Here is a 17,467-nt window from a genome sequence, read left to right on the forward strand (position 1 = left end):
TGGGCATCGTACTCCGTCATATGGTTTCACGAGTTCTCGTTCCGATGGATGACTCCGAGCACGCAGAGGACGCACTCGAATACGCGTTCGATAACTATCCCGACGCCGAAATCACCGTGCTCCACGTCGTTGGCGTACCGTCGATGATGATGGGGGAGGCGACGGCGCTGTCACTCGAAGACAATCTCGAATCCGCCGCTGGGGAGCGCTCGGAACCTGTTTTCGAGCGGGCCAGGGGGATTGCCGCCGATCGGGACCGCGACATCGACACGGTCGTCGGAGTCGGTCACCCCGCCCGGAACATCCTCGATCGGGCCGAGAACTACGATACGATCGTGCTCGGTGCGCACGGCTCGGACTGGAGCCGCGTATCACATCGGTTCCTCGTCGGGAACATCGCCGAGACGGTGTCAAAGCGGGCGACGGTTCCCGTGGTACTGGTCAGATGAACTATCGGTGGATCGTGTCGATATCCAACGCATTAAGTCAACAGTTACTCTCTATCTATTCGTGATCGAACCGCTACTACTGATCGGACTCATCGTAGCGATCTTCGTCGGCTACAACATCGGTGGCGCGACGACCGGCCCGGCGTTCGGACCGGCAGTCGGTGCCGACGTCATTACCAAGACGGCGGCAGCGGCCTTTATGTCCGTATTCTTCTTCGTCGGCGCGTTCACGATCGGTCGCGAGGTCGTCGACACGCTGAGCGAGGGGTTGATCGATCCGGGCGTGTTCACCCTCGAAACCAGTATTACCGTGCTGTTCTTTATCGGGTTCGCGCTGTTCATCGGGAACTTCTTTGGTGTACCCGCGTCGACGTCGATGACGACCGTCGGGGCGATCGGCGGGCTGGGCTACGCGAGCGGGACGCTGAACTGGGCACAGCTCGGCGAGATCGTGACCTGGTGGCTGGTCGCACCGTTGATCGGCTTCTGGGTCTGTGGCGTGATCGGCCGGTACTTTTACCCCCGTATCAACGCGTGGATCAACATCCAGCGTAGCGACAACGAGCTATTTATCATCGACACCTCGGGGCGGATACCGCGGGTGGGAATCAGCGACGAAGCGACCCGGCGCGAACTAGTTGGGGCGATAATAGTCATTCTGATCGGCTGTCTGATGGCATTTAGCTCCGGGACGAGTAACATCGCCAACGCGATCGCACCGCTGGTCGGCAGCGGTGATCTTGAGATGAACGCAGGGATTATTATCGGGAGCGTCGCCGTCGGGATCGGTGCGTTTACGATCGGTCGTCGCACGATGGAAACGCTTGGCAACGATATTACACACCTGCCACTGACCGCCGCGATCGTCATCGCTACTGTCAGTTCCTTCATCGTCGTGGCGCTATCGGCTCTTGGAATTCCTGCTAGCTTCGTCGTCATCGCGACGATGGGTATTGTGGGCCTCGGCTGGGGACGGGCAACCCGGACAGTCGGTGTCCGGGAAGGAATGCGCGGCGAAAAAGAGGCGACCGTCTCCGTTGGCGCGCTGTCGGCGGATGAGGAGGGAGAAGAACTGCCCGATATCGGCGAAGAAGAGCCCGAAGACATTCCGAGCGCGGGCGATCTGTTCGATCCAGCCACCACCGGTCGAGTGATCCTGCTGCAGAATCTCGTTCCCGCAATATCGACGATCGGCGCGTACCTCGTCTTCCAGTTCGTCCCGGTGTTTGGTTTTTAAAATCCCTGGATCGAATGTAGGGTGTTAAAGGCTTCTTTGCCGCCAATTCCGGACGTTCAGACAGCGGAGGAAAACAATAACTTCTAACCGTTAGGACCGCGAACATCAGGTTGATGCCCACTGTAGAATACCTCAATTACGAAGTGCTGGACGATCAGGGCTGGGACATGGACGACGACGACCTCTTCGAGCAGGCCGCCGACGCTGGTCTCGACGAAGAGGACTACGGCTCCCTCGAAGTTAACGAAGGGGAGTATATCCTCGAAGCAGCCGAGGCGCAGGGCTACGACTGGCCCTTCTCGTGCCGTGCCGGTGCCTGTGCGAACTGCGCAGCCATCGTCTACGAGGGCGACATCGACATGGATATGCAGCAGATCCTCAGCGACGAGGAAGTCGAAGAGAAGGGCGTCCGGCTGACCTGCATCGGTAGTCCCGACGCCGACGAGGTCAAGATCGTCTACAACGCGAAACACCTCGATTACCTGCAGAACCGCGTCATCTAAACCGGGACAGGCGGCCGAACGGACTCCATTTTTGCAGACTGACGATCTGATCTCTGCACACGGTACCGCGGCGTGAAAAAGTACCTGTCTTTCATGAAAGACGTCGAGATCGATCCGGAGACACTCGGTCTGCTTAGCACTCCTGGGTGTCGATCGACTCTTCAGTAGCGCGCTCCAGTAGGTCGTCGACGAGACGGGTGAACCGGTCGACGAACCGGTCCGAAACGCGCGGGGTCACGTCCGAGAGCATCGTCGCAGTCCGTCCAGGATTCGACAGTGTCAGCGTTACCCGGTTGTGCTCGTCGTAGTGCTTCTCGACGACATCTTGCTCGACGAGATGTCCGACGTGATGTTCGAGCGTACTGCGGGCGATACCCAGCGCCTCGGCGACATCGGCCGGGGCCGCAGGTTCGTGTTCGATCAAGTGGATGACGATCGATCTGGCCGTCTCGCGGCGAAAGAGTGCAAGCGCACCTCGCTCCCACTCGTCATACGACGGCGGATAGTAGTGTGTTCGGCCATAGAACTCGCCACGAACCACCTCGCCAGCGTCGATCAGTCGCCGGATGTGGTACTGAACCTGTCCAGGGGCGTACTCGGAATCGCGGACGAGTTCGTTGAAATGGACCCCGGCGTCGTCGTGGACGTGCGCCCGGATCGTGGGTCGTGTCTGGGTCATCTGTTGTCGAGGGTATTCGACCGTTCTTAATGACCCACCAATACAAGGTGTTTCGTTTCTTCCCAGCGGCTGGGAACAGTGACCGAAGAGCATACCGGGGTGGCGAGGTAGCTAGAGAAAAAGATGGTTTCAGGGTGTTGGTCCGCATCGTGGGTCCGGCTTGCCGCGACAGCATCGTTAGGGGACACGTGGGTGGATCCACAGCTCGCGCCGGTGCTCGTCGGCGTCATTATTCTCGCAGTGTTAGGGACGACTGCGCTCTTTCTCGCAGGTGTCGTCGCCTATTCGCGTCGGGGGACGCCGAGGTATCTGCTCATCACGGTCGTGCTCGGTCTGCTCGTCGCACGCTCGGTCGTCGGGCTGGGCACGGTCCTCGGCATCGTCCCGATGACAGCACACCACCTCGTCGAACACGGCTTCGACTTCCTGATTGCGATCCTTATTCTCTACGCAGTCTATCGGAGCGGTCCGAGTGGGGACGGGTGACGCACAGGAGTGGCCGAGCAGCAGGAGCCGGAATTTATAACTCGGTGCCCCACACCGTTCGGGACATGCTCGAACTCGGTCCGGTCTTTGCCGGGACGACCGATCTCCTGCGGCTCGTCGCCGTTCCCGTGTTCGCGTGGGCCGCGTGGCGCGACATTCGGACGCGACGGGTCCCGAACGTCACGTGGCTCCCGCTTGCCGCGCTCGGCCTGTTGTTGCTGGTCTGGGACGGCTGGCACGCGGTCGGAATCGGCGGCTACGACTGGCAGTTGTTCCTCGTCACCACGGCGATCAGCCTCGGTATCGTCGTCCCACTGTCCTACGCGTTCTGGTGGATGGGTGGGTTCGGCGGGGCCGACGCAAAGGCGCTGATGACGATTGCGATCCTGTTTCCGGCCTTTCCCACCTACTACGTCGAAACGAGCGTCTATCCGGCGGTCCAGACCGATGTAGGCGTCTTCTCGTTTACCATCCTCACCAACGCCGTGCTCGTCGCGGTCGCGTTCCCAGTTGCCCTGGCCGCGTACAACGCCGTACGGGGGCGATTCGCTCCGGCGATGCTCGTCGGGCGAGTCCGCCACTGGTCCGATCTGTCGACCGCTCACGGTCGGGTGATGGAAAACCAGGAGGGGTTCACCCGGAGTGGGCTCGATCTCGACGTCTTGCGGATGTACCTGCGCTGGCGCGGACTGACGCTCGCGGACCTGCGCGAGGATCCCGATCGGTATCGGGATCCCGAAACGCTCCCCGAGGAGCCAAACCCGCCGACCGATGGGGCGGTAACCGCGGATGGAGAAGCCGTTCCTGTTGCCGGCGAATCGGCAGCTGCCGAGCGGATTACGGAGACCGAGGGGGCTGCCGATGATGAGGACGCAGAATCGACGACCTACGACGACCCGTGGGGTGCGGCCGCATTCCTCGACAGCATCGAGGGATCGGCGTACGGGACCACACCCGGAAAGCTCCGCGACGGGCTGGACACGCTGGTCGAGCGCGAACAGGTATGGGTGTCGCCCGGCGTTCCGTTCATCGTCCCCATCTTCCTCGGGCTTCTCGTCGCACTGGTGTACGGTGATCTACTCTTCCGGGTGCTGGAGCTGCTCGGACTCGTGTAGCCGGTAGCGGAGAACCCCACAGGCGACGTCCCGCCGACCAAAAAGCCTACTTCCGGGAGCCGCTTTCTCCCGGGTATGAGCGAGACACGTGCGGACGTCGAGCTGGATTTCGGCGACGACGGGCTGATCCCGGCGGTGGCACAGGACGCCGACACCGGCGAGATCCTGATGCTCGCCTATGCAACCCGCGAGGCCGTCGATCGGACCCGCGAGACCGACCGCGCACACTACTACTCGCGGAGTCGCGACGAACTCTGGGAGAAAGGCGCGTCGAGTGGCCACGTCCAGCACGTCGAAGAGATCCTCGTCGATTGCGATGGCGACGCCATCGTCTACCGGATCGAACAGGAGGGTGGAGCGTGTCACACCGGTTTTGACTCCTGTTTTCACCGAACCATCGACGGCGAGATCATCGGCGAAAAGGTGTTCGATCCCGAGAGCGTCTACGAGTGACCGGTGAACAGATGAGCCAGGACACTACCGACGAATTCGAGTCGATTACAGCCCTCCACGATGCATACGAGGAGCTGAACCAGGTCAGCGAGGAGCTAGACCACATCGGAGAACAGGAAGTCGAACGCGCAGTCGAGGCGTACAATCAGGCCCATCGAATCCTCGATCGGTACGCCGACGACGCGACCGGTACCGGTGACTTCGGTTCCTACGTCCAGTTCCGGGGGCAGTACTCCACGTTCGTCGAGGGCCTTCCGGAGTGGCTTCCGCGTCGGGACGTATTCGAGGACTCCCTCGATATCGTCGACAAGCGGCGGCTCAACGAGGGAGATTTTACCCGTGCACGGGAACGGCTGGACGGCGTCGCCGATCTCGTGGAGTTGCTCGAGAACCGGGACGAAGCCAAAGAGGAGTATCACGAGGCACGTCTCGATGCAATCGATCGGATCGAGGAGATCGAGGAGGAGATCGTAGAGGTTGAGCGAACACTGGAACTGGGGGAGGCGGATCTGGACGCGCCGATCGAGCGTCTCCGCGAGCCGATCGAGCAGTACAACAAAGGTGTTCGTGAGGCGTTCCGGGAGTACCGAAGCGAGACGAGTGCCCGCGAGTTCCTGGAGTTTATCGAGCGAACGAAGCAGTTCCCGCTCGTTCCGCTGCCGCGCCCGCCCGAGGAGTTGCTGGAGTATGTCAGAAACAGTCCCGACGGGATCGAATCGGTACCGACGCTGCTGGAGTACGCCGAGTACTCACACTCTAAACTCGTCCACTACGCCGACGATGCCGACGCCCTCAAGCGGAAGATTGCCACACAGCGAACCTACCTGGATCGACTCGAAGCCGAGCCGTTGACGCTGGCGTGGCCGCCTGAGGCAGCCAGGACCGTTCGCTGGCGAGTCGACGAGTTGCGCCGTGTTGTCGGACGGTTCGCATCCGAGTCGACGATCGCTGCGCTCCGCGAGGTTCAGCGACTGACGCGGGAGGAGGCGGAGTTCGAGCGCCTGCGCAACGCAGCGATCGCGGTCCACGAACTCGACGAGCGGACCCGTGAGCAACTCGCATCGGGGGAAATCAAGCGAGAGCTCGAACAGCTCCGGACGGAAAAAGAGACATTGCAGGAGCGACTCGACGCACTACCGGAGAGCTGATCCGGACCGACGATCCCTTACTGCCGCCCGCGTTCGAGGGCCTCCCGGACGTGGTCGACCAGCTCCTGTGCTCGTTGCTCGCTGCCTGCTTCCGCATACAGTCGGATTAACGGTTCCGTTCCGCTTGGCCTGGTGAGAACCCATGCGTCCCCGTAATCGAGTCTGATGCCGTCCTGCGTCGAAAGCTCGACGTCCACATCTCTGGCCCACTCGGCTGCGGCGTCGAGCATCGCGTCCCGCTCAGTTCTGTCCTCGTACGTGAGGTTGACGCGGATGTTGTGATAGCCCGAATACGGCGCGACGATCTCGCTGGCGTTGCGGCTGGCGACGAGTTCGAGAAACCGCGCGGCGGTGAACGCGCCGTCACGGGCGAGCCGATATCGCGGGAAAAAGAGCCCACCATTACCCTCTCCCGCGATCGGAACGGAGATGCCCTGTTTCTGGAGTTCGCGGATCCGGCTGACAATATATGTACTGCCGATCGGCGTCAGTTCGAGTTCGGCGTCGGCCGCAGAGACCGCATCGACGAGCCGCTGGGAGACGTTAACTGCGGAGACCGTCGTCTCACCCGGGTCGAGCTCCGCAGCGACGAGCGCGGCCAGCGTGGCGTCCCCCTCCATGTACTCGCCGGTCTCGTCGAAGAAGACGGCGCGGTCGCCATCGCCGTCGTGGGCAATCCCCAGGTCGGCGTCGGTCGCCTGAACCAGCCGCCCGAGATCGTCGAGGTTCTCGGGGATCGGTTCGGCATCACGGCCCGGGAAATGCCCATCTGGCTGGGCGTTGACTGTCACGACGTCACACCCGAGCGCACGGAAGAACTGGGGGCTCGTGAGGGAGGCTGCACCATGCCCAGGGTCGAGCGCCACAGTTAGATTGGCCCCGGCGATCCGGTCGACATCGACGACATCGAGCAGTTCGTCGAGATAGTCGTCGTTTGCGGTCTCGACACGTCTAGATCGTCCGACCTCGTTCCATGCCCTCGTGTCCGAGGCGTCCGCCAAGAACACCTCCTCGATACGTTCGAGTTCGTCGACCGAGAGGCCAACACCGTCGGAGCCGACGAGTTTGATACCATTGAACTCCGGCGGGTTGTGCGACGCGGTGACGATGACGACCGGGATACCGGCTCGCTCGGCGTAGGCCTGTGCCGCCGGTGTGGGCGTGACGCCGAGTCGGTCGATATCGGTCCCGACACTTGCCAGTCCGCTGGCGACCGCGTCGGCGATCATCTCGCCGGTAACCCGTGTATCGCGGGCAATTCCGACCCGGTCATCGTCCCAGACCGATCCGGCGGCCTGTGCGACCTCCATCGCAAACGAAGGCGTCAACGACTCGTTGACGATCCCCCGCGTTCCGCTCGACCCGAATACTTCCATACATCCGGACGTGCGTGGGCAATACTCAAAGCCGTTCCGCACCGCGATAGCGATACAGCGTCAGCGTTGCGTGCCCCTGAACCCGAATGGTTGATGAACGCAGGTTACTAATCACCGGATATGAGCACGAAACAGTCGAGGCGACGGTTTATGGCACTGACAGCGACAGGAGTCGCCGGTGCAGTTGCGGGCTGTCTGGGCGAGGAGGACGGCCCGGCTGCGGATGGGGAAACAGTCGACGAGTTACCGACGCCGGTACAGGGTGATCCGGACTCGGACGTAACAGTAGCAGTCTACGAGGACTTCAGTTGTCCTGGCTGCCAGACGTATAAACTGTCCGTCTATCCGGAGATCAAAACGGAATTCATCGAGTCCGACCGGATCAGATACGAACACCATGATCTGCCGGTGGTTAACGAAACCTGGTCGTATCAGATCCCGAGCGCTGCCAGAGCGGTGCAGGATACCGAAGACGACGAGGCGTTCTTCGCGTTCGCAGAAGCGATCTATCCGTACCAGGACGAGTACTCGTTCGATACCGTTGAATCGGTCGCCGAGGAAGTCGGTGCCGACGGTGATGCCATCCGTGACGCCGCGGAAGACCTGACCTACCTGCCAGTGATCGAAGCAAGTAGTGACGCAGGGCAGGATCGTGGGGTTAGCTCGACACCGACAGTTGTGGTCAACGACGAACTGCTGACGCCGCAGCAAGGCGAGGACTTCTACCAGGAAATCGCAAGCACCATCGAATCCGCCGAGTAGCTCGGCGAGGCGGTACGTTTTTTCGACGGACCATCCAAGGAACGCTGATGACCGATCTCGACCGCGCAGCAACGGCGATCCGGGACGGGGACCTCGTCGTCTACCCCACAGAGACGGTGTACGGCCTGGCTGCAGACGCACTGGATGCAAACGCCGTCGAGCGAGTGTTCGAAACGAAAGGCCGCGAGCGCTCGAATCCGGTCTCACTGGGCGTCCCGGACGTCGACACCGTTGCGGAGTACGTGGATGCGACAGAGCGCGAACGGGCGTTCATGCACGAGTTTCTTCCCGGTCCGGTCACGGTCCTGTGCGAGCGTCGTGAGATGGTTCCGGACGTACTCACTGCAGGGAGTGATCGTGTCGGCGTTCGAGTGCCGGATCACGATCTGGCACTGGCCCTACTGGAGCGAACCGGGCCGATCACCGCGACGAGCGCGAACGTGAGCGGTCGACCGAGCGCCTGCCGCGTCTCGGAAGTCGACACGGAGATCATCGAGGCCGCGAGCGTCGTCCTCGACGGGGGGAAGACGGGTGGCGTCGAAAGCACTGTCGTCGACGTCGAAGGCGGAGAGATCCATCGCCGCGGCGCGCTGGGCGACGAGATCGAGGATTGGCTGGCCGAGCACTGAGTCGGACGCCCGTATCCCGCCTGAGCACGATTCTCTGGTATTATCCGAATCCCAGTAGCGACCGGAGCGTGCGCGTCTCGACGCCGCACTGCTCGCTGTACTCGCAGGCGGAACACTTCGTATCGTTCTGCAAGCGGGGCGGTGGAGTACCCAGTGATTCAACTGTTCGGATCGTATCACGATACTGTGCCCTCCGGCGACCGTCGATCGAAACCGATCGGACGATGCCGTGTGTCGGATACTCGACGTACGCGCGCTCGACCGGGCGTTCCCGTTCCCACGCGAGGGCTTTGGCGGCCGCGACGGCGTGGACCGACTGTGGCTCCCAGACACCCTGTTCCGGTGGCGTTCCCGTGGCGACGAGGGAGGGGACTGGCGGGTCCTCAAGGCACTTGTGGACGACCCCACGGGACTCCCGCCCGGTCAGCAGGACGTCCCGGCAAGGAGGATCGACGAGATCGTCGAAGCGGTCGATCCGCTCGCGGGTTCGCTGGAGGTTTCGGCGAAAGGTGAGGGGCGAGATGTCGATGGGGAGGTCGGATAGTGTCCCATCGTCGGCCCCGATCAGCTCGTCGTAGCGATACGCGAGAGCGCGGCGACGCTCCACGTCGGGCGGCGGCGAACGGTCCTCCTCCCGCCAGGCATAATAGAGCTGTCGCGGGCAGAACGCAGCAGAGCGGAGGTCACTGAAGGCGTGCAGAGCCATACCGGCGGTGGCTCGTAATCAAATATAAACTGTCGGACTGTCGTGGTGTATTGATCTGCAGCGGCGGGTACTGGAGGCGCGGAGTTCAGGGGTCGATACGAGAAGACCGCGGGACGTTAGAACGAGACGTCTGTTTCCATTCCCTCCGTGGCATCGTCAAGGCCGTCTTCCTGAACGTCACCGGTCATGTGTGTCGAGAGATCGGCCTCGCCGATTATACTGTCAAATTCATCCCGGTACCGATCGTTGGCATGCCGGGATTCGTTCTGTGCGGCGATGATTCGACGATACCGTCGGACTGTGGATTCACTGACATCGAACTCCTCAGCGAGGTCCGCCGTCGCCGGATCGTCGGTGAGGTGGCGGCGGAATTCGTCGAGGTCGAACGGCGCATCCAGATCGCGCTCGTGGATCAGATGGAGATCGAGTCGAGCGCGAACCACAGTTGTACGCGATTCGTCGATGTCGCGTGCGATTTTGGCGTCCGACTCGTCGGCGTAGAAGCCGTCGACGATCTCGCAGTACTGCTCGTCGGAGAGGTCCGTCTCGAACTCGTAGCGCTCCTGCATGCTCTCGATGACGGCTTCGATACGTTCACGGACGGCCTCGTTATCGACATCGGTGATCGATCCGCGGGTGTCTTCCTGTGACTCCGTGACGGTCTCCTCGTCGGTCACGTCGATGAAGATATCACGGAGCTCTTCGGTCTTCTCGTCCATCAGTACGCAGTGTATCAACAGGAGAAGGTATAAAAGCTTGTTCGGCTGGAGTTTTGTAAACCAATATATTCAAGGCGGTTGACGACAACCGCTCGGACATGAACGATACTGGGCAACGGGTTAAGCTCGTCGACGGCGAAACCGTCGTTGGCATCGCCGGTGCAGCACTGATGGCGGCGTTGACTGGCGTGCTGGCGTATCTGGCGCTGCCGTATCCCTGGTCGCCTGCACCGATCACCCTGCAGATCCTCGGCGTCTTCCTCGTGGGACTGTTCCTCGGGGCGAAGTGGGGCGGGCTCTCGATGGTGTTGTATCTCGTCGCCGGAGCAGTCGGGGCACCGGTGTTCGCACACGGACAGGCAGGGATCGGCCACCTCTTCTCCGATTCTGCAGGCTACCTGTTCTCGTTCCCGGTTGCCGTCGTTGCGATCGGCTACGTACTGTACGGGGATAGCGGGCTCCACTCACCGGCCGATGTTAGCGTCCCACGGCTGGTTCTGGGACTAATCGCCGGGCTGGCGATTATCTACCCAATGGGAATCGCTGGGCTGATGATCGTGCTGGAGTTGAGCCTTGCCGAAGCCGTAATCGGCGGTGCCGTCGTCTTCTTCCCCGGTGAGGCTGCCAAAATCGCCGCCGCGGTCGCGATCGCCCGGAGCGGGCACGTCCTTGACTGGCCGCCACAGGGCGTCGGGCAGTAAGTAAATGATAGAAACTACTGATCTCGTCTTCGAGTACGGGGACGTTCGGGTACTCGACCGGGTTTCGCTCCGGATCGGCGACGGCGAGTTCGTCGTGCTGGCGGGGGCGAACGGTTCCGGGAAGACGACGCTGGTTCGTCAGTTCAACGGACTGTTGACGCCGGACCAGGGTGAGGTAACAGTGGACGGAACGCCCGTCGAAGACGATTTGCTCGGTGCCCGCCAGCACGTCGGGATGGTGTTTCAGTCGCCCCGCGACCAGTTCGTGGCCACGACGGTCGGGACAGACGTCGCATTCGGCCCGGAGAACCTCGGGCTAGATCGCGACGAGATCGATCGCCGGGTGAGCGAGGCGCTCGATGCGGTCGGAATGACTGGTCGAGGTGACGAACGGATCGACCAGCTCTCCGGTGGCGAACAGGAGCGGGTTGCCATCGCGGGTGCGCTCGCAATGGAGCCCGACCATCTGGTGCTCGACGAACCCTTTACCGGCCTCGACGAGCCAGCGCGCCAGTCCGTACTGGAGAAGCTAGCGGCGCTGGGTGAGAGCGGAACCGGCATCGTCGTGGTCACCCACGACTTGCGGGACGTTCTCGACCTCGCCGACCGTGTGATCGCGCTGGTCGATGGTCGGGTCGCGGTCGATACCACCCCTGACTCGGTGGAGGCAGCGCTCGACGGCATCGGTGTTCGGATACCAGCGGGGTCAAACAGGCGGTGAGTCCTCGACGATGTTGACCTACGCACCGGGCACGACGCTCGCTCACCGGCTGGACCCGCGTGCGAAGCTCGGCTTTCAGATCGCGTTTGCCGTCGCTGCGTTCGCCCACACTACCATGTCGGGGATGGTCGTACTGACCGTTCTGGCGCTTGCCGTTCTGGTTACCGCCCGCGTGTCGCCGCTTCGGGCACTGTGGTCGATCCGGCTGCCACTCGTACTGCTGGCGTTTGCACCGCTGCTGGCCGCCGCCACCCTCGGCCCGCCGTGGGTCGACATCGGGGACGGCCTCGTGACTGCCCTCGCGAGCTATCGGGTCGTCCTGATACTACTGGTCAGTACCGCATACGTGGTGACGACCGCACCGAGAGAGTCACGGGCGGCAATCCAGTGGGCGGTGCCCGGACGCCCGGGCGTCGTTCTCGGGATCGGCGTCTCACTGATCTTCCGATTCCTGCCGGTGTTACAGTCGGATCTGCGCAACATCCGCGACGCCATCGCCGCGCGCGGTGGCGAGAACGCGAGTCTGCGGCGGCGTGCCGAACTGATCGGCGTGCATGGCGTCTCGCGGACGTTCCGGCGAGCAAATCGGCTGGCACTCGCGATGCAGGCCCGATGTTTCTCGTGGAACCCGACCCTGCCGCCGCTTTCGGCAACCCGGCTGGACGTCCCAGTAGTTGCGGTGAGTGGTGTACTTTTGTTATCACCGCTGCTCTGAGGCTGGGTTTTGTTGTCACCGCCGGATTATTTTTGTCACCACCTGGTTGAGTGGTTCTCCCCGATACTCCGACGAGAATAAACTAGGAATTAGTTGTAGATTACCCATTGACGAGAGCGGGACGACGGGTGTTCGTGGGAAGATTTATCTGTCCGGTGTGCGCGTGATAATACATGACATTTATCGCGCAAAGCGGTGGGGAACCGACCCGGCCGACGTTCTACCAGATCGACCTCGTCGGCGAGGTAATCTTCTACTATCTCGCCGCCGTCGCGATCATCATTTTCCTGTACGGTGCGTACGGTCGTGTACAACGGTACACGCGCGGCGACGAGGACTGGTTCGATAGACTGGATGGCATTGTCGGCCGGATTATTACGGCAGTAAAGTTGGTCGGATCGAACCGACCGCTGTTCGACCGTGATCTGTATGCCGGCGTGATGCACACGTTCATTCTCTGGGGATTCCTGACGCTCCTGATGGGGACGACGATCCTCGCCATCGACATGGATATCTACCGCCCGCTGACCGGCGAGTCGTTCTGGGTCGGCGACTTCTATCTCTCCTACCAGTTCATGATGGACGCAATGGGACTGTTGTTCGTCGTCGGCGTCGGGATGGCGATGTACAGCCGGTATGATGTCCGAAAGGCTCGCCTCTGGGGGAAACATACGAGCCTCGAAGACGACCTGTTCATCTGGACGCTCTTTATCCTCGGGGTCGGTGGATTCCTGCTCGAGGCCCTCGGTATTCTTGGACGTGGGTTCCCCAGTCACGAGACCGTGAGCTTCGTCGGCTACTTCATCGCCGTCGTGCTCGGTGCGGGTGGGATGACGCCCGAGGGGGCACAGGCCGCCTATCCAGTGGTCTGGTGGCTTCACGCGATCCACGCGCTTGCCTTCGTCGCCGCAATCCCATACACAAAGCCGTTCCATATGCTCTCCTCGTTTGCAAACGTCGTGACCCGCGATGAGAAGGCGGGCACACGACTTCCCGGCGTCCCCGCCGACCTCGATGCAACCAACGCCGAGTCGATCGAGGACTTCAGCTGGAAAGAGATTCTCGACCAGGACGCCTGCACGAAGTGTGGTCGCTGTTCGTCGGTCTGTCCGGCGAAGGCGTCGGGTCGACCGCTCGATCCGCGCGACGTGATCCTCGACCTGAAAGCGTACCGCGAATCCCTGGAGGGTGATGGCGGTGAGGGGGAGAAACCGATTATCGCCGATGGTGGGACATCGGTGATAGACAGCTCGACGATGGAGTCGTGTATGTCCTGTATGGCCTGTATGGACGCCTGTCCCGTCGATATCGAGCATCTGAACTCGTTCACCCGGATGAACCGTCAGCTCGTCGACGAGGGCGCGGTCGACTCGAACTTGCAGGACGTCTTCCAGGACGTGATGCAGAAAGGCAACACGTTCGGGGAAGCCCAGCGTGATCGTGCGGACTGGGCCGACGACCTGGAGTTCGATCCCACGGACGCGCGCGAGCAGGACGTCGAATACCTCTGGTACGTCGGCGATTACCCGAGCTTCGACGAGCGCAACAAGAAAGTCGCCAGATCACTCGCCCGCATCTTTGAGGAAGCCGACGTCGAGTGGGGGATCCTCTTCGACGACGAGAAGTACGATGGTAACGACATCCGCCGGATCGGCGAGGAGTTCCTCTACCTCGAACTGGCCGGACATCACGTCGAGACGTTCGAGGACTGCGAGTTCGAGCAGATCGTCTGTACCGATCCGCATAGCTACAATACGTTCAAAAACGAGTATCCGGAGGTGGATTTCGCGGAATTCGCCGACGATCCGATGATGCCTTTCGAGTACGACGAGCAGTGGAACTCGGATGGCGAAATCGACGTGAAACACTGGACGCAGGTCGTTGAGGAACTTGTGGAGGCGGGTCGGCTCGGTCTTTCGGGCGACGAACTCGACTACACTGTTACCTACCACGATCCCTGTCACCTCGGTCGGTACAACGACGAGTACGAAGCGCCGCGAGAGTTGATCCGTGCCACCGGTGCGGATCTCTACGAGATGCCCCGAAGTCGCAAGGATTCATTCTGCTGTGGCGGCGGGGGCGGGGGCCTCTGGATGGAGTTCGACGAGGAACCGAAGCCGAGCGAGGAGCGGCTGCGGGAGGCGTTAGAGGATACCGACGCCGGTGACGCGGTCGAGAAGTTTGTCGTCGCCTGCCCGATGTGTACGACGATGTTCGAGGACGGGCGGAAAACGGGGGATTTCGAGGAGGATATAGAAATCGTGGACCTTGCAGAGTTGTTGATCGAGGCTGTGGAAGCGTAGTAGAGTCAAAATCCGGACGCGGGACGCCGAAAATCCTGGTGTACGGTGATACTACCGGTCCTCGTCCCCACGCCACGCATCGGGTACCTCGATCGCGTAGCGGCCGTCCTCCATCAGCGAGACGATGTACTCCTCGCGGTCGTACAGCTCCATCAGGTTGAGTTCGTACTCGCCCGGACGGACGATTTTGATGCTCTCGAACTGCTGGTTGAGTTCGGCCCGAAGTGCTTCGAGGTCGGGGTTGTCGCTGTCGTTGTCAGGGGTGCCCGCGATTCTGCCCTCCGACGCATCCGGCGCGCCCTGCCCGGCAGGGGTGTCGTGTTGAGGCTGCTGGTTGTCCTCGACCGACTGTGTGGGCGGATCGTCGGGCAGTTCATCAGGAGAGACGACATCCGAGCGCGCGCTCGCCTGTGCCGTGTCTTCGGTATCGACGGGAGTCTTGCCGGCCGCGTCGTCACGATCGGATCTATCGGGTTGATTGTGGTCGGGTCGCTGGCCAACATCCGGCCACTCTTTTGATTCGGGGGGGTCCGGTGATGATCGGTCCCTGTAGGGATCTTCGAAGCCGTGATCCGGCCATTCTGTCGAACTCTCTTGCCCGAGGTCCGGGCGGCTATCGTTCGCCGTCGATGTATTTGAAGCGGCTTCACGACTGGCCGACGTGGGGGGTTGCGCGTCGGTGCGGCGGGTATCGGCCGCCTGTTCCGGTTCAGGATCGGATGCATCAGACGATTCGGACGTATTCGACGCCGGAGCGTTAGAACGAGTACCTGTTTTATCCGCTCGGTCAGAAGAGGTCGGCGACTCGTCACTGCTCACCCAGTCACGCACCGTTCGGGTGGCCTGTGATACGGTATTAGCAACGCTTGATGACGAATCCGGGGGTTCGTGGTCGTCCGGGATGTTCGAAGTAGACTCATCAGAACGACCAGCAGGCTCGAACTGGAACTTGTTGCCGCCACAGTCCGGACAGCCAGAGAGCATCTCCTTGGAGCCGTCCGGAAACGTCCGACCACAGTTCGTACACTGATGTGGCATTATTTCCGTGAGACCAGAGCGCTGATGAGCGTCTCGTCCTTGTGAAGCGTCTCGATCTGATTCGCCGGTCCGATTACCGTCAGTTTCGACGTCTCCTCTTTCCCCATGAGTCGTGAGAAGAGCCCACTATCCGTCTCACCGCGGGGATACGTCTCGATCTCGATCCCGTTGAAGTCCTCCGGGTCGGCGGGTGTGATCTCGGTCATCGTCACCTCGATCAGTTTCGACTCCTCGTCGGGGGTCAGCCCCTGTTCGAGGATGACGATATTGCCATCCCTGACTCCATCGAGGATCATCCGGATCTTCTCCATGCCCGTCATCCCGTCCATCCGATCGCCGCTGATCAGGTCGATCTGAACGCCGTCGGAGGGATCTTTTACTTCTGGCATTATCCGAAGTACTCCGCGATTTTGTCGTACACTTCGTCCATGTTGTCTCCTTCCAGCGCAGAGAGTTCGACCGTCTCGTGTTGGGGGAAGGCGTTCGCAATCTGCTGGACGTTCGATCCCTCGAGGTCGATCTTGTTCGCAAAGATCAGTACGGGGAGGTTCTGGCTCTCGATAATCCCGACGAGCATCGTATTGACCTGCGTGAACGGATCCTCCGTGGAGTCGAGAACGTAGATGACGCCATCGACGTCCTCGCGCAGCCAGTGCATCGCCTCGGCGACCCCCTCGGTTGCCTCACGGGAGCGCCGGACGGCGTCGTCCTCGTCGATGTCGTAGTCGAGGAACTCCTCGTAGTCGACCTTCGTCGTCACGCCGGGTGTATCGACGATATCGATCGATACGGACTTCCCGTTACGCTCTATCTCGACGTTTTCCTTGCGTCTTGCTCGACGTGTTTCGTGTGGAACGTGGCTTTCGGGGCCGATGGCATCGCCCGTCCAGTCCCGTGCGATTCGATTGGCTAGTGTGGTTTTGCCAGCGTTCGGCGGTCCATAGATACCTATCCGTTTCTGTTCGTCCTCGGAGAAGAGGCGGCCTGTTACGCGGGATACGCTATCCCTGAGTTCTGTAAATAGTCCCATGTTGTTCACCCCGCACCCATGCGTTTTCGTCGCGGGCTTACGCGTGGGTTATGGTGTATGGCGCTACAACGTCACTGTATATACTTAAGCCTTGGTCAGACGAGTATTAGCATAGTTGTAGTTACATAATTTTAATGTGTTGAAAATTACGCGTTAGAAACCGGTTGGACAGCCGAATTTTATAGGATCAATATTTATAGGATCAATATTAGTGGAGAAAAAGCGGTGCCGGGCTTCAGTGTATAAGATACACGAACGTAGAGAGTTCTCGGTGAGCTCGCGTTGCAGGAGTCGGCACGTCGTTGATGCTGTTGGTGGTATTGTCCACCACCCCCACCCCTTCGTTTCGAGTGGAACCCCCCTCAGAGACCCCACCCCCGTGGTGGGGGAGGGAGTAAGTTGGCGATAGATGTCTCCGTGTGACGTTGTCTTCTAGACTGTACTAGAAATACTCTAGACAATACTCCAGTTCTATACGCCTTCTACTGCAGTGCGGATACTGTTTAACACAGTGTGTAATAAAACTTTGCGTAGCACTAGACTTCGCCTGATCTCTCACCCCACCCACCTAATAAACGGGTTCCACCTGAAACGAAGGGGTGGGGGGGGGGTCCGGACGCCGTGTCACTGAACCCCTTCCTTTCGAGTGGAGTCTTCTCCCGTGCTTGCTGGGTTGTGGAATCGGTTCGATTCCCTG

At 61.0% G+C, this 17,467-nt stretch carries 20 protein-coding genes; 13 read left to right on the forward strand and 7 right to left on the reverse strand.

What is annotated here, in order from left to right:
• Positions 1-20: 20 nt before the first annotated feature.
• The 3 genes from AArcS_RS15720 (at position 21) to fer (ending at position 2,189) form a co-directional block, all read left to right on the forward strand.
• Positions 21-449: a universal stress protein gene (locus AArcS_RS15720; protein WP_238478365.1), complete on the forward strand. Its 429-nt coding sequence runs from the start codon at positions 21-23 to the stop codon at positions 447-449.
• A gap of 61 nt (positions 450-510) precedes the next feature.
• Positions 511-1,686: an inorganic phosphate transporter gene (locus AArcS_RS15725; protein ID WP_238478366.1), complete on the forward strand. Its 1,176-nt coding sequence runs from the start codon at positions 511-513 to the stop codon at positions 1,684-1,686.
• A 113-nt stretch (positions 1,687-1,799) separates the two neighbouring features.
• Entirely contained in the window at positions 1,800-2,189 is a 390-nt protein-coding gene (gene fer / locus AArcS_RS15730; protein WP_238478367.1) for a ferredoxin Fer, read from the forward strand.
• A gap of 133 nt (positions 2,190-2,322) precedes the next feature.
• Here fer and AArcS_RS15735 read toward each other — a convergent pair whose 3' ends face one another.
• On the reverse strand, positions 2,323-2,868 hold the full coding sequence (locus AArcS_RS15735; protein WP_238478368.1) for a winged helix-turn-helix transcriptional regulator: 546 nt from the start codon (positions 2,866-2,868) through the stop codon (positions 2,323-2,325).
• Positions 2,869-2,991: 123 nt separating this feature from the next.
• Here AArcS_RS15735 and AArcS_RS15740 point away from each other — a divergent pair, with 123 nt between their 5' ends.
• The 4 genes from AArcS_RS15740 (at position 2,992) to AArcS_RS15755 (ending at position 6,070) form a co-directional block, all read left to right on the forward strand.
• Positions 2,992-3,354, forward strand: coding sequence for a DUF7471 family protein (locus AArcS_RS15740; RefSeq protein ID WP_310736976.1), 363 nt, complete (start codon positions 2,992-2,994; stop codon positions 3,352-3,354).
• Positions 3,355-3,419: 65 nt separating this feature from the next.
• Complete coding sequence (locus tag AArcS_RS15745) at positions 3,420-4,469, forward strand: A24 family peptidase (RefSeq protein WP_238478369.1); 1,050 nt, start codon at positions 3,420-3,422, stop codon at positions 4,467-4,469.
• A 75-nt stretch (positions 4,470-4,544) separates the two neighbouring features.
• Complete coding sequence (gene hisI, locus AArcS_RS15750) at positions 4,545-4,922, forward strand: phosphoribosyl-AMP cyclohydrolase (RefSeq protein ID WP_238478370.1); 378 nt, start codon at positions 4,545-4,547, stop codon at positions 4,920-4,922.
• Between the two features lie 11 nt (positions 4,923-4,933).
• Positions 4,934-6,070 (forward strand): DUF7118 family protein, encoded by a 1,137-nt coding sequence (locus tag AArcS_RS15755; RefSeq protein WP_238478371.1) that lies wholly within the window; start codon positions 4,934-4,936, stop codon positions 6,068-6,070.
• Between the two features lie 17 nt (positions 6,071-6,087).
• On the opposite strand, the gene glmM is transcribed toward AArcS_RS15755, so the two are convergent.
• On the reverse strand, positions 6,088-7,446 hold the full coding sequence (gene glmM / locus AArcS_RS15760) for a phosphoglucosamine mutase (protein ID WP_238478372.1): 1,359 nt from the start codon (positions 7,444-7,446) through the stop codon (positions 6,088-6,090).
• Between the two features lie 120 nt (positions 7,447-7,566).
• Here glmM and AArcS_RS15765 point away from each other — a divergent pair, with 120 nt between their 5' ends.
• A complete protein-coding gene (locus tag AArcS_RS15765) occupies positions 7,567-8,208 on the forward strand; it encodes a DsbA family protein (protein ID WP_238478373.1) in 642 nt (213 codons plus the stop codon).
• A gap of 47 nt (positions 8,209-8,255) precedes the next feature.
• Positions 8,256-8,837: an L-threonylcarbamoyladenylate synthase gene (locus AArcS_RS15770; protein ID WP_238478374.1), complete on the forward strand. Its 582-nt coding sequence runs from the start codon at positions 8,256-8,258 to the stop codon at positions 8,835-8,837.
• Positions 8,838-8,877: 40 nt separating this feature from the next.
• Here the strand turns inward: AArcS_RS15770 and AArcS_RS15775 are convergent, their stop codons facing one another.
• The gene (locus AArcS_RS15775; RefSeq protein ID WP_238478375.1) at positions 8,878-9,543 is read right to left on the reverse strand and encodes a CRISPR-associated protein Cas4; all 666 of its coding nucleotides are present in this window, start codon (positions 9,541-9,543) and stop codon (positions 8,878-8,880) included.
• Positions 9,544-9,659: 116 nt separating this feature from the next.
• Positions 9,660-10,262 (reverse strand): conditioned medium-induced protein 4, encoded by a 603-nt coding sequence (locus tag AArcS_RS15780; RefSeq protein WP_238478376.1) that lies wholly within the window; start codon positions 10,260-10,262, stop codon positions 9,660-9,662.
• 98 nt (positions 10,263-10,360) lie between these two features.
• Here AArcS_RS15780 and AArcS_RS15785 point away from each other — a divergent pair, with 98 nt between their 5' ends.
• From AArcS_RS15785 to AArcS_RS15800, 4 genes are all read left to right on the forward strand, one after another.
• The gene (locus AArcS_RS15785; protein WP_238478377.1) at positions 10,361-10,963 is read left to right on the forward strand and encodes a biotin transporter BioY; all 603 of its coding nucleotides are present in this window, start codon (positions 10,361-10,363) and stop codon (positions 10,961-10,963) included.
• Between the two features lie 4 nt (positions 10,964-10,967).
• The gene (locus AArcS_RS15790) at positions 10,968-11,684 is read left to right on the forward strand and encodes an energy-coupling factor ABC transporter ATP-binding protein (protein ID WP_238478378.1); all 717 of its coding nucleotides are present in this window, start codon (positions 10,968-10,970) and stop codon (positions 11,682-11,684) included.
• 10 nt (positions 11,685-11,694) lie between these two features.
• Positions 11,695-12,399: an energy-coupling factor transporter transmembrane component T family protein gene (locus AArcS_RS15795; RefSeq protein ID WP_238480025.1), complete on the forward strand. Its 705-nt coding sequence runs from the start codon at positions 11,695-11,697 to the stop codon at positions 12,397-12,399.
• A 173-nt stretch (positions 12,400-12,572) separates the two neighbouring features.
• Positions 12,573-14,702 (forward strand): heterodisulfide reductase-related iron-sulfur binding cluster, encoded by a 2,130-nt coding sequence (locus AArcS_RS15800; RefSeq protein ID WP_238478379.1) that lies wholly within the window; start codon positions 12,573-12,575, stop codon positions 14,700-14,702.
• 51 nt (positions 14,703-14,753) lie between these two features.
• On the opposite strand, the gene AArcS_RS15805 is transcribed toward AArcS_RS15800, so the two are convergent.
• From AArcS_RS15805 to dipA, 3 genes are read right to left on the reverse strand one after another with little or no spacing between them, the layout of a single operon-like run.
• Positions 14,754-15,740 (reverse strand): OapC/ArvC family zinc-ribbon domain-containing protein, encoded by a 987-nt coding sequence (locus AArcS_RS15805; protein WP_238478380.1) that lies wholly within the window; start codon positions 15,738-15,740, stop codon positions 14,754-14,756.
• Positions 15,740-16,129, reverse strand: a complete 390-nt coding sequence (dipB, locus tag AArcS_RS15810) for a divisome-positioning protein B (RefSeq protein WP_238478381.1) — start codon at positions 16,127-16,129, stop codon at positions 15,740-15,742. The genes AArcS_RS15805 and dipB overlap by 1 nt, the downstream gene beginning before the upstream one ends.
• Positions 16,129-16,770, reverse strand: a complete 642-nt coding sequence (gene dipA / locus AArcS_RS15815; protein ID WP_238478382.1) for a divisome-positioning GTPase DipA — start codon at positions 16,768-16,770, stop codon at positions 16,129-16,131. The genes dipB and dipA overlap by 1 nt, the downstream gene beginning before the upstream one ends.
• Positions 16,771-17,467: the final 697 nt, after the last annotated feature.

It is taken from the genome of Natranaeroarchaeum sulfidigenes (genome assembly GCF_017094485.1).
GTDB lineage: Archaea > Halobacteriota > Halobacteria > Halobacteriales > Natronoarchaeaceae > Natranaeroarchaeum > Natranaeroarchaeum sulfidigenes.

Bases quoted from the DNA above. Each gene is read 5' to 3' on its own strand.
- AArcS_RS15720 (WP_238478365.1), top strand. From the start codon at position 21: ATGGTTTCACGAGTTCTCGTTCCGATGGATGACTCCGAGCACGCAGAG.
- fer (WP_238478367.1), top strand. From the start codon at position 1,800: ATGCCCACTGTAGAATACCTCAATTACGAAGTGCTGGACGATCAGGGC.
- AArcS_RS15735 (WP_238478368.1), bottom strand. From the start codon at position 2,868: ATGACCCAGACACGACCCACGATCCGGGCGCACGTCCACGACGACGCC.
- AArcS_RS15740 (WP_310736976.1), top strand. From the start codon at position 2,992: ATGGTTTCAGGGTGTTGGTCCGCATCGTGGGTCCGGCTTGCCGCGACA.
- AArcS_RS15745 (WP_238478369.1), top strand. From the start codon at position 3,420: ATGCTCGAACTCGGTCCGGTCTTTGCCGGGACGACCGATCTCCTGCGG.
- hisI (WP_238478370.1), top strand. From the start codon at position 4,545: ATGAGCGAGACACGTGCGGACGTCGAGCTGGATTTCGGCGACGACGGG.
- AArcS_RS15755 (WP_238478371.1), top strand. From the start codon at position 4,934: ATGAGCCAGGACACTACCGACGAATTCGAGTCGATTACAGCCCTCCAC.
- glmM (WP_238478372.1), bottom strand. From the start codon at position 7,446: ATGGAAGTATTCGGGTCGAGCGGAACGCGGGGGATCGTCAACGAGTCG.
- AArcS_RS15765 (WP_238478373.1), top strand. From the start codon at position 7,567: ATGAGCACGAAACAGTCGAGGCGACGGTTTATGGCACTGACAGCGACA.
- AArcS_RS15770 (WP_238478374.1), top strand. From the start codon at position 8,256: ATGACCGATCTCGACCGCGCAGCAACGGCGATCCGGGACGGGGACCTC.
- AArcS_RS15775 (WP_238478375.1), bottom strand. From the start codon at position 9,543: ATGGCTCTGCACGCCTTCAGTGACCTCCGCTCTGCTGCGTTCTGCCCG.
- AArcS_RS15780 (WP_238478376.1), bottom strand. From the start codon at position 10,262: ATGGACGAGAAGACCGAAGAGCTCCGTGATATCTTCATCGACGTGACC.
- AArcS_RS15785 (WP_238478377.1), top strand. From the start codon at position 10,361: ATGAACGATACTGGGCAACGGGTTAAGCTCGTCGACGGCGAAACCGTC.
- AArcS_RS15790 (WP_238478378.1), top strand. From the start codon at position 10,968: ATGATAGAAACTACTGATCTCGTCTTCGAGTACGGGGACGTTCGGGTA.
- AArcS_RS15795 (WP_238480025.1), top strand. From the start codon at position 11,695: ATGTTGACCTACGCACCGGGCACGACGCTCGCTCACCGGCTGGACCCG.
- AArcS_RS15800 (WP_238478379.1), top strand. From the start codon at position 12,573: ATGACATTTATCGCGCAAAGCGGTGGGGAACCGACCCGGCCGACGTTC.
- AArcS_RS15805 (WP_238478380.1), bottom strand. From the start codon at position 15,740: ATGCCACATCAGTGTACGAACTGTGGTCGGACGTTTCCGGACGGCTCC.
- dipB (WP_238478381.1), bottom strand. From the start codon at position 16,129: ATGCCAGAAGTAAAAGATCCCTCCGACGGCGTTCAGATCGACCTGATC.
- dipA (WP_238478382.1), bottom strand. From the start codon at position 16,770: ATGGGACTATTTACAGAACTCAGGGATAGCGTATCCCGCGTAACAGGC.